This is a genomic window from Microcoleus sp. Pol17C6, from assembly GCF_036701145.1.
In the GTDB taxonomy this organism is placed as follows: Bacteria; Cyanobacteriota; Cyanobacteriia; order Cyanobacteriales; family Microcoleaceae; genus Microcoleus.
Window position 1 is genome coordinate 1 of the sequence record NZ_JAUBQH010000097.1, and the last position, 14,368, is coordinate 14,368.

At 44.5% G+C, this 14,368-nt stretch carries 5 protein-coding genes and 1 pseudogene; 3 read left to right on the forward strand and 3 right to left on the reverse strand.

Annotated elements, in window-relative coordinates; all coding sequences use genetic code 11:
• Both QUA25_RS27585 and QUA25_RS27590 read right to left on the reverse strand, forming a co-directional pair.
• The coding region (locus QUA25_RS27585; RefSeq protein WP_333042772.1) for a DUF4347 domain-containing protein at window positions 1-1,206 on the reverse strand (1,206 nt) is incomplete at its 3' end.
• 221 nt (window positions 1,207-1,427) lie between these two features.
• Entirely contained in the window at window positions 1,428-5,372 is a 3,945-nt protein-coding gene (locus tag QUA25_RS27590; protein ID WP_445242196.1) for a CHAT domain-containing protein, read from the reverse strand.
• Window positions 5,373-5,938: 566 nt separating this feature from the next.
• On the opposite strand from QUA25_RS27590, the gene QUA25_RS27595 reads away from it, so the two are divergent.
• Complete coding sequence (locus QUA25_RS27595) at window positions 5,939-11,683, forward strand: AAA family ATPase (RefSeq protein ID WP_333042776.1); 5,745 nt, start codon at window positions 5,939-5,941, stop codon at window positions 11,681-11,683.
• Between the two features lie 141 nt (window positions 11,684-11,824).
• Here the strand turns inward: QUA25_RS27595 and QUA25_RS27600 are convergent, their stop codons facing one another.
• On the reverse strand, window positions 11,825-12,019 hold the full coding sequence (locus QUA25_RS27600) for a hypothetical protein (RefSeq protein ID WP_333042781.1): 195 nt from the start codon (window positions 12,017-12,019) through the stop codon (window positions 11,825-11,827).
• A gap of 532 nt (window positions 12,020-12,551) precedes the next feature.
• On the opposite strand from QUA25_RS27600, the pseudogene QUA25_RS27605 reads away from it, so the two are divergent.
• Both QUA25_RS27605 and QUA25_RS27610 read left to right on the forward strand, forming a co-directional pair.
• A pseudogene (locus QUA25_RS27605) lies at window positions 12,552-13,559 on the forward strand (IS630 family transposase); the annotation flags it as partial.
• Window positions 13,560-13,623: 64 nt separating this feature from the next.
• Window positions 13,624-14,256, forward strand: a complete 633-nt coding sequence (locus tag QUA25_RS27610) for an alpha-ketoglutarate-dependent dioxygenase AlkB (protein WP_333042778.1) — start codon at window positions 13,624-13,626, stop codon at window positions 14,254-14,256.
• The last annotated feature ends 112 nt before the right edge of the window (window positions 14,257-14,368 follow it).

The window sequence follows — 14,368 nt, forward strand, 5'->3', positions numbered from 1 at the left end:
GATGAACTCGCCGACCACTATGGGGTTGCCGCTGCTGTCTAGGGCGATCGCTCTGACTGTACTATTCGCATTCGGGTCGAAGGTAGCATCAGCGGCACCTGTTGTGGGGTTTAATTTGGCGATTCCGCTGCGGGGTTGTCCGCCGATGTTGATGAACTCGCCGACCACTATGGGGTTGCCGCTGCTGTCTAGGGCGATCGCTCTGACTGTACTATTCGCATTCGGGTTGAAGGTAGCATCCACACTCCCATCGCTATTCAACCGAGCGATTCTGTTGCGGGCTTGTCCCCCGATGGTGGTGAAATTGCCGCCCGCATATATCCAGTCGTTGATGATGGCGGTGCCGTTGGTGGGGGCGGTAGTGATGCTATTCACCGAGACGCGGGAACTCCCGGTGTCGTTGGCGAGCACGTCGATGCTAATGCTAACTTGGGGTGAGTTGACTGTAATGGCTTTGCTGTCTGGGTTAGCGGTGGCTGCTAGGGTGTGGCTGTAGGCTAAAGCCTGAATCGGTGTTGCTTCGATGGAGCCGATTTGTACTTCCAGTTCCCAATCTCCGCCTAGTTTGGCATTGCCGGTAGGGTTGGCAGAGGCGGCGATGTCAGCACCAGTTAATTCACTCAGACGTTGGAGGAAGTGGTTAGGTTTTGTGGGCTTAACACCAGTCGATTTAACACCAGTCCCGTCGAAGGCTAAAACCCCCGTCTGATAGCGAAAGTTCTCTGAAGAGGACTGAATAAATAAATTGTCTTGATTGTTTTCAGTCGGTTTCAACCGACTTAAGCTATGAGACAGGGGTTTTAACCCCTGGCGGATGTGGTGAGTGTGGGGGATGTGGGAGATGTCGGGGCTGTCAATTTTCACCGATACATCGGCGGCGATATTACAGCCATAAAGGAGAATATCAGCACCATTTGTTAATGCTTTGCGCCACTGTTTGAGTTGATGACCGAAACTTTCTATATTGCTGCTGTTGAGTGTATTTGCACCGAGTTGTACGACACCTGGACTGCCGTGAGAGATAATATGTATTGCTTCTATATTTTTTTCAATTGCGAGCCTTTGAGTAATTTGCTCAATGCCATCCCGCGTTTCATCTAGAATAATTACTTTACCCTTTGGAGAAACGCCGCTAATTAAACTCTGGTAATCTTCAACATTTGAGTCAATAAAGACTAGAATTGAAAGATTTTTTTGCTGTGTCATTATGCTCCCTCTTTATTCTTTAAGTATTATATGTCTCATTCAAATAGGACTTATGCACTCATTAGCATCTAATGGCGAGTCAGATCAAATCCGGTGGCATCGGCATTATAAGTTTATAAGTAAAGCAGGCCGGAAAGCGCACTATCCTAGAGAATCGCGGGCTCTCCGGCCCGCACCACAAATTACATAGTTCTCATGTACTGGGAAATGAGATCATAACATTACCAAGGACTCCCAATCATCGTAAATCCCGCCCAATAATAAGGATGGGAGAGATTTACATTAGTCAGTTCAGCTAATTCTGGCGGCAATTCTAACTCCTTATTTAAGTTTGACAAAATTAAACGGCCATTTTCAATGCGAACTTGACCTTTGAGCATAGCAATTTGAGCCTGCCGCAAGGCTTCGGCTTTAATAGGCGCGACCTTTAAGTGATGGTAAAATTCAGCCATTAACCCTAAAGTACCTTCATCGCTGACGTACCAAAGACTCGCCAAAACTGACTTCACCCCCGCTTGCACAGCTAACCCCGCAAAACCTAATTCGGTGTCATCATCACCCACAGCAGTTTTACAAGCGCTCAACACCAATAACTCAACTTTAGGCGGCTGATTCCACCCTAGTTCGCGCACGCGATCGAGTGTTAGCCTGGTGTCTGATAACTGAATGTAAGAATTGCTCGCTGCTCCTGACTTAAACTCTCCGTGAGTGGCGAGGTGAATAATGCGAAAGGCTTGGGTGGTGCCTTGCGACCTCAGATTGTTGAGAGTAAAGGTTTGGTTGAGGAAGGATTCGCTTTTCCATTCGGAGGCAATAGCCTCAAGTTCTGCGGGCACTGCTGGCAAAGGTTTGTTATCGGTAAATTGCGAGGCCCCCATTGCTAAAACTTCAGCATTTTTAAGGCTTTCATAGTTAGTATCGGTCAAGTTGACGCTGGGAATAAGTCCCATGCTGTATTTTTCTACTAGAAATTGAGAACCATCATGGAGGGCAGCTAAGGGGAGCGATCGCAATCCCGCATCCATACTAAAAAGTAGGGTGTCGATACCTTGAGCTTTTAACTCGGCTTCTAAGGGGGCAATTATCCACTGATAGAGTTGCTGGGATGCTGGCAAATACGTCTGAGTATTGACTTTTATAGGATTAAGGAGTTCTTGCCTGAAATTGGCGGCGACTTGCATCAGAGTTTCGCGCCGGGCGGCGGGGATGCTTTTATGAATTGGGAAACCAGTAGGGGGAACGATAATCAAGTCTAATTGTTCAGGGCGGGCTAAGGCGTAGATAATGGCTGGCTTAGTATTTGTTTGGCTAGCGATCGTTCTAGTTATTTGCTGTATAGCCGTAAAAGATTGCAAATCGCCCCTGACTTGCTGGTTGACGTATGACCCTACTTGTTCGCTATAGAAGATATCGACAAATAAACTGGCTTGAGGGATATCGCCTTTATCAATCTGTTGTGTGATATCGCTAAGACTAACCGTATTTAGAATGATTCCGGCTTGGTTCGTTTTGCTTTCTAGAGGGGATCTTGAGTCGGAAACTGCCGCGTTGCTGTTGCTATTGCTGTTGCTGTTGCTGTTAGCTGATTGCGCGATCGCGTTGGTAATTGAAATATCCGGTAAAGGGAAGGTGGCATCAAGAGACGGAGATAAAGTTGGTGTCGGAGTAGGTAATGGCATCGGCGCTAGCATTTCAGGCGCAATGGAGGGCCCAAGCAATATCGGAGACGGTATTGCTTGTGGAATTGGCGCAGGTGAGGGCGTTGGTTCTGGTATTAAAGATGGCGCGGGTGATGGCGTTGGTTCTGGTATTAAAGATGGTGCGGGTGATGGCGTTGGTTCTGGTATTAAAGATGGCGCAGGTGATGGGGATGCCGTTGGCTGTGGGGTTGGAGATGGTGTCGGTTCCGGTGTTGCTTGTGCAGTTGGAGATGGTGTCGGTTCCGGTGTTGCTTGTGCAGTTGGAGATGGTGTCGGTTCCGGCGTAGGTGATGGTGTAGGAGATGGTGTCGGTTCCGGCGTAGGTGATGGTGTAGGTTCCGGTGTTGGTTCCGGCGTTGGAGATGGTGTAGGTTCCGGCGTTGGAGATGGTGTCGGTTCCGGCGTAGGTGATGGTGTTGGAGATGGTGTTGGTTCCGGCGTAGGTGATGGTGTTGGAGATGGTGTTGGTTCCGGCGTTGGAGATGGTGTAGGTTCCGGCGTTGGAGATGGCGCGGAAGTAATGATAGTAATATTGCCCTGAGTGTAAGTGCTAGGTGTCATTGGCACCGCGAACTGTGGCGAAATTGTCTCCGAACCTGATGCGATCGCTCCTGTCGTCCCATTGGTTGTCGCATCGCCGACAATAAAAGGTGTAGTCGTGCCCCCCGCGTGACTAATCGCGATCGCGCCGCCGCCCGTGCCATTATTAGCGCTGGAAATGCTCGCATTTACACCGTTACTATCTGTAAAAGTGCCGCTGACTGTGAGAAGATTGCCAGCCGTGAGGTCAATACTGCCGCCAGTAGACTGGAGAGTGCCTGTAACGGCGATGTCGGTAGCAGCTTTGAGGGTAATATTGCCACCAGAAGTGGCGATCACATCCAGCCCAATGTCCCCTGCTGATTCCAAAATCACAGGCCCGCCTGCTGTCGAAATCGCTCCCACTCCGATGCTATTGCCCGAAGCAACACCCGGTGAAGCAAAAAATGTCTCCCCTTCGGTGACATTCGGCGGCAGATTCGCAGTATTCGCCAAAGTCGAATTCGCAGTATTCGCCAAAGTCGAAACGCCCGAGCGCAGAATTAAAGCTGCACTACCTGAAAGCACCGCCGCATCTGGATCGGCGGAACCTGACAAAGTAGTATCTGGCCCAGTGATAGTAATATCTCCCGCCGCGATCGCACCTTTTGCTTCTACCTTAAGTGAGGTTCCAGTATAATCACCAAATCTCACATCTCCATCCGAGCTAATAATCGGGTCGTACAAACTCACAAAACTGCCGCCGTTGCCAGACAATGTGAGAATACTTACATTACCACCCGCAGCGAAGTGAGCGTCACCCGAAACATTGCCATTGCTCAATAATGTGATATCCCCGGAGGATTGGAATGCAGGGCTAGGGTAATTTAGCGCAAAGATATCAATATTTTGATTGCCTTGTATAGTAAGATTGCCGCCCGCGATCGCCCTGAAAGCGTTATTTCCATCCCGCACCCGCACCGTATCTCCTGCCAACAGATACAAGTTCTTCTCAGTAAGTACCTGGCTTTCTACCAAAGTGAGATTACGTGCTGCCGAGAGTGTAGCATTCTGACTATTAACAGTAGAACTAGCGATCGCCACATCCCCGCTTTCCACCTTCAAACCCGCCGTCAAAACCACTTCTCCTGCACCGTTAACGGAGATACCAGTAGCAGAGTTCCTACCTGCGCCCGCAAGCAATTGCGGAAGAGACAAAGGCAGAGATAATTGCCCATTCTGTGCCAACAATCCCCCGTCAATAGCTCCTATTTCTAAACTTAATAAATGCCCTTGTTGACTAATCCGAACACCATTCTCACCGGGAACAGCAGCGACAATAATATTACCTTGGGTAGCATTGAGGGAACCAGTGTTGACAACTGTGCCGCCAATTAAAGTTATACTTTGTTCCGGCAAAACAGCTAAATTACCTGCATTGAGGATACTTCCCGGTTGGCTGATATTAAAGTAAAAAGTGTTTGGATTTCCTATCAGCGTACTGTAATCATTCGTCGCTTCGGCAACATTGAACAAACCGGAATCAAAGCCGATGTTAGTAGCAGTAGTAGCTGTAAAAGCAGCCGGAAGATTCAAGCTAGCATTAGGACCAAAGATAATGCCCGAAGGATTGATTAAAAATAGGTTAGGATTGCCGCCACTTACTTGAATTAAACCGTTAATAATAGAAGGATTGCCGCCTACTACCCGTCCTAAGATGTTGCGAATAGCGGGAGTAGAAATAAAATTAGCAATCTGCCCTTCGCTAAGCCCAAACTGTTGAAAACTGTGGAAAAGATTCGCTCCATCTCTAGAAGTTTGGCCGCCTGTGATATTGAAGCGATCGCCGCTAGGCGTGACTGTAGTGCCAGTGCGATCGGGTGCGGGAACAATGGGTTGTCCTTCTACCGCCGCTGTACTCAAAATAGTGGCTGCGATCGCTAGCATTGCAGCACCCTGTATAGAAAAGAAGGCTAGTTTCATTAGGTTTGAGCTGCCAGAGCACGTATCGGACAATTATAACTTTAAGGTATTAGTTGCTCAGTGCGGTCAACTGCGGCGTAAACTTAGCGATTAAGAACCTCGTCACCATCAGGGCGGTTGCTTTACCTGAAAATCACATTCTGCACTCTCAACTCTCACGATCGGTTTTTACTTATTTTTATCCAGCAATAAAGCTATAATTTGTAGTTTTATGCCGTACATTAACTGATAAAAAACGTTTTAAAGCCATAATTTATTATTTTAAAAATAGAGTTTTCTGCGTAATTATGCTGTGTCACACTCCAGGCTGCGTAATGTGGGCTGAAAATCAAAGCAAAAGTGCGATCGACTGCTGAGGCATCCTACCCACTAGGCGATCGAAATCGGGACTACAACAAAGTATTTGCAGGCTATTAGCGAAAAAACTCAACATTTGTTAACAAACCTTATTTTTGCTTTTGTAACGCGCTATGCTCTAGACAAAGCTGGTGCCTTTTGACTTAGCGTTAATTTTTAGCAAAAAAATCAATATGCTCTCGATTCCAGGCGTTACCGTTGTGACACTTCTCTATGAAAGCGCCAACTCTCTAGTTTACCGGGCGATTCGGGAAGCAGATAACCAGCCGATTATCCTCAAACTGCTCAAAGAAAGCTACCCCACACCTGAAGAATTGGTGCGCTACCGCACCGAATACCGCATCACCCGAGAGTTGACAGAGGTGGGAGTGGTGCGAGTTTATGACTTGCAAAAATACCAAAACAGCCTCGTGATGTTTGTGGAGGACTTTGGCGGCGAATCCTTGACAATTTGGATGCAGCAGCGAAAGTTTACTCTAGAAGAATTTTTGATCCTCGCTATTGCCACAACTGAAATTTTAGGGCAAATTCACAGGGCAAACATCATCCACAAAGATATTAACCCTTCTAATATTGTTTACAACCCGGAAACGAAACAATTAAAAATTATTGACTTTGGCATTTCTACTCAGTTAACGCGAGAAACGCCAACCCTGAAAAACCCCAACATTTTAGAAGGAACCTTAGCCTATATTTCACCCGAACAAACAGGCAGAATGAATCGCTCTCTCGATTACCGCACTGACTTTTACTCGCTCGGCGTCACATTTTACCAATTGCTGACAGGAAAACTGCCTTTTGATACAGAAGACGCTTTAGAACTGGTTCACTGCCACATTGCTAGACAGTCAGTTCCTCCGCACGAAATCGAGCCAGAAGTTCCCGTAATTGTGTCTGAACTTGTCAGTAAATTGATGGCGAAAAATGCGGAAAAGCGCTATCAGACAGCAGGGGGGCTAAAGCATGATCTAGAAAGGTGTCTGGTTCAATTACAAGCAACGGGTAACATTGAGCTGTTTGCCTTGGGAATGCGGGATATTACCGACCGTTTCCTGATTCCCGAAAAGCTTTACGGCAGAGAAAATGAAGTTTCTAGTCTATTAGCAGCCTTTGAACGAGTCAGTACAGGTAGCGCCGAAATGATGCTAGTAGCTGGCTTTTCCGGAATTGGTAAAACCGCAGTAGTGAACGAAGTCCACAAGCCGATCGCCCGACAGCGGGGCTATTTTATCAAAGGCAAATACGACCAATTCCAGCGCAATATTCCTTTCAGTGCATTTGTGCAAGCATTTCGGGAATTGATGGGGCAATTATTATCAGAAAGTGATGCTCAATTATACACATGGAGAACCAATATTCTGACAGCATTAGGTGATAGCGGGCAAGTGCTAATTGAGGTAATTCCTGAATTAGAACGCATCATTGGCGCTCAAAGTCCTGCACTAGAACTGTCGGGGACTGCCGCCCAAAATCGCTTTAATTTGCTGATGCAAAAGTTTGTGCAAGTATTTACTACAGCCGAACATCCCTTAGTGATGTTTTTGGATGATTTGCAGTGGGCAGATTCGGCATCCATGAAGTTGCTACAACTGTTAATGCAGGATAGGGGGCATCTGTTGGTGTTGGGTGCTTATCGGGATAATGAGGTGTCACCTACTCATCCGTTTATGTTGACGGTGGATGAGATTATCAAGTCTGGGGCAGTGGTGAATACTATTACCCTGCAACCGTTGAGCCAAAGAGATCTCAATCAGTTGGTAGCAGATACGCTGATTTGTAATTTATCCTTGGCCGAACCCTTGACAGAACTGGTTTATCAAAAAACCCAAGGTAATCCCTTTTTCTCTACTCAATTCCTCAAGGCATTGCATGAAGATGGCCAAATTATCTTTGACTGGGATGTACGGCATTGGCAGTGCGATATTGCTCAAGCTAGACTTACCCACGCCTCGGATGTGGTGGAGTTTATGGCGGTGCAATTGCAGAAGTTGCCTGCCAAAACTCAGGATGTTCTAAAATTGGCGGCTTGCATTGGGGCGCAGTTTGATTTAGATACATTGGCAATAGTCAACGAAGAATTACCCGAACAAACAGCATCAGCACTATGGAAAGCCTTGCAAGAAGAACTCATTTTACCCATTACAGAAGGCTATAAATGCTTCATTCCAACAGATGATCGATCCCATACTGAGTCTATTACCAATCCAACTTATCGCTTCCTGCACGATCGCGTTCAGCAAGCGGCTTATTCATTGATTCCTGACGACCAAAAACAAGCCACCCATCTCAAAATCGGACAGTTACTTCAGCAAAATTACTCAGAAAAGCAAAAAGAGGAAAAACTGTTTGATATTGTCGGGCATTTGAATTTAGGGCAAGAATTAATCAGCCACCCAAGCGAGCGGGAATTTTTAGCCCAACTCAACTTAGAAGCCGGACGAAAAGCCAGAAATTCTACCGCCTACGCTGCGGCGAATATCTATCTGCAAACAGGAATCGATCTACTAACCGCTAACTGCTGGCAAAGTCAGTATGAATTGACCTTGAGTCTCTATGTTGCTGCCGTTGAAGCTGCCTATTTGAATGCTGACCTTGAAGCCATGCAACATAAAGCAGCGCTGGTATTGCAAGAAGCTCAGACGATTTTAGACAAAGTTAAAATTTACGAAATTCAAATCGCTACTAACACAGCTCAGAGTCAGATGTTGGAGGCGATCGCAATCGGTAGAGAGGCCCTGCGACTATTGGGAATCGATCTCCCCAGCGAACCTGACAAAGCCACGATTGGTAAAGCGCTACAAACCCTGAAGAGCAAACTTCAGGGCAGACAGATCGAGCAACTGGTTGACTTGCCTTTGATGACAAATCCACAGACTCGGGCAGCTATGCAACTCTTAAGAATGTTATGTGCACCCATTTTTCAAGCAATGCCGAGTTTGCTGCCCCTAGTTACCTCCACGATGGTGAGTTTATCGGTCTCCTTTGGGAATGCACCCGCATCGACGGTGGGGTATGCGATGCACGGGATGGTTCTGTGTGCCTTTTTAGGAAAGGTGGAAACGGGTTATGCCTTTGGTAAATTGGCACTTTCATTGCTCGATCGGTTCAATGTGCCCGAATTAAAGTCCATGATTCTGTTTGTGTTTAGTTGCTTTATTCAGCATCGCCAAGAAGCTCTTTTGGCAACGGTACCAACGCTGAAAGATGGCTACACGACAGGCATGGAAACTGGCGATTTTCTACACGCTGGCTACAGCATAAATATTTACTTTTCTGCCACCTTTTTATGTGGGCTAGAACTAGAAACTTGGGGAGTCGAAATAGCAGGTTACAGTGCTTTCATGGCGCAGGTAAAGCAATATTCTGCCCAGACTTATTTGAATATGGCTCAGCAGAGGGTGTGGAATTTGAGGCAAACCGTAAGTCAACCGGATTGTTTAATAGGAACTGCCTACGATGAAAGAGTGATGATTCCTAAGCACCACCAGGACAAAGAATTCACGGCGATTGCTATGGCCTACATCTACAAATTGCTGCTTGCTTACTTATTTAGCAATTACACTGCTGCTCTAGACCATATTGCCCAAGCCAAGCCGTATTTGATGGCAGTATCGGGATTTGTTCTTGTTCCCGCTTTCCATTTCTATGCAGCCCTGGCGCACTTGGTACTCTTCCCCACACAGCCAGAAACCGAGCAAGCTGAAATTATTACTCAGGCGGAAGCCCATCAAACCACTCTGCAACAGTGGGCCCAAAATGCTCCGATGAATCATCTGCATAAATGGTATTTGGTTGAGGCCGAAAAAAATCGAGTTTTGGGCAATAAAGCTGAGGCAATTGAAATGTACGATCGCGCAATTTCTGGAGCCAAAGACAATAAATTCCTCAACGAAGAAGCATTAGCTAACGAACTAGCCGCCAAGTTTTATCTAGAATGGGGCAAAGAAAAAATTGCTCAAACCTACATGATTGAGGCGTATTATTGTTATGCCCAATGGGGAGCCACTGCGAAGGTTAGAGATTTAGAAACGCGATATACCCAGTTATTGAAACCAATCCAACAGGGAAATAAAAACACTAAAAATACCGCAACAGGGACGATCACTGGTTCAGGTAATAACTTAGATATCACCACAGTAATGAAGGCTTCTCAAGCAATTTCTGGCGAGATACTGCTGGATAAGTTACTGTCTATCTTAATTAAAATTTTGATTGAAAGTGCAGGCGCACACAGAGGATATCTAATTTTATTAAGCCGGGGTAAGCTGTTAGTTGAAGCTGAAGGCACAATAAATTCCCAACAAGTCACCGTGTTGCAGTCCATCCCCGTTGAACATTGTCAGGAACTTTCCTCCGCCATTGTCAATTATGTAGCCCGCACTCAAGAAAGCGTGGTACTAGATGATGCTGTCCGAGAGGGACAATTTACCAACGACCCCTACATCCAAAAGAATCAGCCCAAATCAATTTTATGTGTGCCACTGATTAATCAATCTCAAATCATTAGTATTGTTTACCTAGAAAACAATCTGACAGCGGGAGCTTTTACGCCTGAAAGAGTGGAACTATTAAAAGTGTTATCTGGACAGGCGGCTATCTCGATTCAAAATTCTAAACTCTATACAGAAGTCCGCGAAAGTGAGAACAGGCTGACTCAATTTTTAGAAGCCATTCCAGTAGGTGTCTCAGTGCTGGATTCTTCTGGTAAACCTTACTATAGTAATCGCGCTGCTATTAAATTATTGGGTAAAGGAGTTATTCCGGAAGTCACCACCGAGCAAATACCAGACGTTTATCAAATCTATCAAGCTGGAACAGAGGAGGAATATCCCTCTGCCGAATTGCCAACTACGCGGGCGTTGAGTGGCAAAAGTGCCACTGTAGATGATATGGAAATTCACCAAGGCAACAAGATTATTCCGATCGAAGCTTGGGGTACACCAATTTATGATGAAAACGACAATATTTCTTATGCAATTGTAGCCTTTCAAGATATCACAGAGCGCAAAAAAGCCGAAACTGAGCGAATCAGGTTTACCAATGAACTGTTCCAACTCAACAAAGCTTACGAGCGTTTTGTCCCGAATCAATTCCTCCACTTTCTAGAGAAAGCAAGCATTATAGAGGTGGAATTGGGCGACCAAGTGCAGTTAGAAATGTCGGTGCTATTTTCCGATATTCGCGATTTTACTACGCTTTCGGAAAGTATGACACCGGAGGATAATTTCAAATTTATTAATTCCTATCTTTCTCGTATGGAACCTGTTATTAATGAAAATAAGGGGTTTATTGATAAATATATTGGCGATGCGATTATGGCGCTGTTTAGCGGCGAGGCGGATAATGCTGTGAAAGCGGGAATTGCCATGTTGGACTGCCTCGTTGAATACAATCAAAATCGCGCCAATTGTGGTTATCCACCGATTCAGATTGGGATTGGCATCAATACTGGAACTTTGATGCTGGGAACGGTGGGCGGACCAAATCGCATGGACGGGACGGTAATCAGCGATGCGGTGAATTTAGCTTCTCGGGTGGAAAGTTTGACGAAAAATTATGGGGTGTCGCTATTAATCACCCAGTCAACTTACTCGCGTTTAGAAAATCCATCTCTGTACGCAATCCGCACCCTCGATACGGTAAAAGTCAAGGGAAAATCTGAATTAGTAACAGTTTATGAGGTGTTTGATGCTGACACGCCAGAAATCAAAGCGGGCAAGTTAGCTACGCTGGAATTGTTTGCAGAAGCTAGGGCAAATTACTTGCAAGGGAAGTTAGCTGAGGCGACTGGGATGTTTTCCGAGTGTTGGGGTCAGAATCACGGCGATCGCGTCTCTAAAATTTATTGGGAACGCTGTCAGTCTGCATTGATGAGTCGCAGCACAAAAATTAAAGATCGGCAACACAATTTAGATTAATTGGAACAGTCCCAAACTCGATCGCTACATTGTTGGAAGGGGAGATCATTTTCATTTTTCACGAGTGGTATTGGGGCGACGGTTGAGTGCAGTCTCGGTTGGAGGGAGTGTCGCTGCTGCCACTAAATTTGGGGCAAACAGCTAGTTTGTTGCGGCTGCGGGAGTTTGTGGCGGGTAAGCAGAAAGCCTCAGAGTGATGTGAAGGGCGATCGCTTCATTGAGGACTAGGATTAGGTCAAGATCGATCACAGCAGCGATCGCGGGCAAGGAAGGCAAAAGCAAGAGTAACCGAATTTTTCTGGCATTATCTAAACTTATGTCCCTGTGTAAAAACATACCAAAACATATCCTATACTTTTCGCCCAATTCGGTATGCAACATTAGCTGTAAGTTTGGAAAAAGTAATTATCCTTGTCTTGTTAAAATGCTAAAATTAGCTTTACATGATTAATGGTAAAGCTGGGCATTGCTTCTGTCAGCAACTGTATAAGCTGTTCAGCATCTAAAACGCATATTGTATGGTATAATATGATAATTTTCCGATCAAGTCAATGCCTACTAAAAACTTCCTCAGTTCAGAAACAAAGGAAACTCTGCAACAAGCATTAAAAGACCATGAGCATCCAGATATTCGACAAAGAGCGTTAATATTTTTGTAAGGATTCAGGTCACTGAACTCCTTGCTGGGCAAAGACTTTAGATCTGGAGCTTGATGCTAAATAAATCTCTATTCTCAATAAAAGACAAAAAATGACAGTTTTTCGTCCTTTATTGACAATCAACCACGAAAGGCAAAAACCCTTATTTTGCCCTACAACCCTTGCCAGACAAGCGTTGGAGCCGCAAGTTTTTAGACCTGAATCCTTACATATTTTTATTACTAAATAACGGAAATACACCAGCTCAAACTGCTGAACTAATTGGATGTTCTCTCAGAAAAGTTGCCTATTGGAGCGTTCATGGTGATCCTGAAAATTTAGACAGTTTTAAAGATAACAGGATGAAGGGTAATTACCGAAAAGCTACAGAGAAATACATTAATTTACTTTTAGAAACAGTTGAAGTAGACCCTGAAAAATATGGTTATGAGTTCGGAAGATGGACAACAGCTAGACTTGCAATATATCTAGGAGAGCAGACAGGAATTGAGCTGAGTAGTACCCAAGTAAGGAGAATTTTAAAATCAAAAAAGTATGTTTACCTTTGAGCTAAATACAGCTTGAAGGATAAGCAAGATGCCGTAGAAAGGGGTTTATTTAAAGATAAATTAGCTGAGTATTTAAAAATAGAAAAAGAATTTCCAAATCTATTGCAGGTATGGTTTTGGGACGAAAGTGGATTTAGTTTAAGAGTAATTAGAAGGAAAAACTGGTGTAAAAAAGGGACTCGAAGTAATAAAAGAGGAGACCGACGAAAAGGTCGTATTAATGTTATGGGTGGAGTGAGATACTCAGACAAAAAAAGATGGGTAGATTTTATTCCATCTGGTAATTCTGCTAATTTTTATGCTGTGCTGAAAACTTTTTATGAAGATTTAAAATCCGAGTGGATATTGCAAGGAAATTTAGCAGAAGACTTTAAAGATAAGGGCTGTAAGTTTGTGATAATTTTGGACAACGCTAGTTTTCATAAAAAAGCAGAGACTTTGCAGAAAATAGCGTCCGAGATGCCGAATCTAATCATAGAGTTTTTGCCAAAGTATAGCCCTGACTATAACTTAATTGAATTAGTATGGCATTCCGCCAAGGAATATGTTGCTAATAGATTATTTGAATCCATTGAAAAACTAGAAGCACTGTTACATAAACTGTTAAATGAAGGAGGACTAATTATGAAATGGAACCGAAAAATAAAAAATAAAGGTAACGCGAGTTAATGCAGTTTAGATGTCGAACAGCTTATTTATAAATTTCAGTAAAACGTAATCAGCGAGCAGATTTATGTATACTCAACTTTCATTGTGGGAAGAGCCAAAAGCAGAAAGCCAGAAGCACGGTCAGCAATTATCTCTGCCTGATGCCGAAATAATCATGTACCGCGACTTCTTCAATAACAATGAGAGCAACGAGATATTTGCGGAATTGTACGGCACTATTAATTGGAAGCAAGAGGTGGCTCTGCTTTTTGGCAAGCAAGTCGCTATACCGCGACTTAGCGCATGGTACGGAGATGCAGGTAAATCTTACACTTACTCCAAAATAAAAATGGAGCCTAATCTATGGATACCTACACTCATAACAATCAAATCTAAAATAGAAGCAATAGCAGGTACAGTGTTTAACAGCGTGTTGCTTAATCTATATCGCGACGGCAAAGATAGTGTAGCTTGGCACAGTGATGATGAATCAGAACTTGGTGAAAACCCAGCGATCGGTTCTGTAAGTTTTGGGGCTACTCGTCGTTTTATGCTCAGGCACAAATACCAAAAAGAAACGAAATTAGAAATTCAATTAACTCCTGGAAGCCTCCTGCTGATGAAAGGAGCAACCCAGCATTTTTGGCAACACCAAATCCCGAAAGCAGCCAAAGTTACTGAACCAAGAATCAACCTTACTTTCAGGAAAGTAATCTAAATTAATTAAGGGTAATTTGTAATTTGCCGATGCGTTTATCGCTCTTTCATCACTCTGGATAAAATAAAACAACGGCATACCAACTTTATCCAGAGTCTAATGTTGTATATCC

What these genes read in the sequence shown, in the direction of transcription:
- QUA25_RS27590 (WP_445242196.1), bottom strand. Translation starts at nt 5,372, where the DNA reads ATGCTAGCGATCGCAGCCACTATTTTGAGTACAGCGGCGGTAGAAGGA.
- QUA25_RS27595 (WP_333042776.1), top strand. Translation starts at nt 5,939, where the DNA reads ATGCTCTCGATTCCAGGCGTTACCGTTGTGACACTTCTCTATGAAAGC.
- QUA25_RS27600 (WP_333042781.1), bottom strand. Translation starts at nt 12,019, where the DNA reads ATGTTTTTACACAGGGACATAAGTTTAGATAATGCCAGAAAAATTCGG.
- QUA25_RS27610 (WP_333042778.1), top strand. Translation starts at nt 13,624, where the DNA reads ATGTATACTCAACTTTCATTGTGGGAAGAGCCAAAAGCAGAAAGCCAG.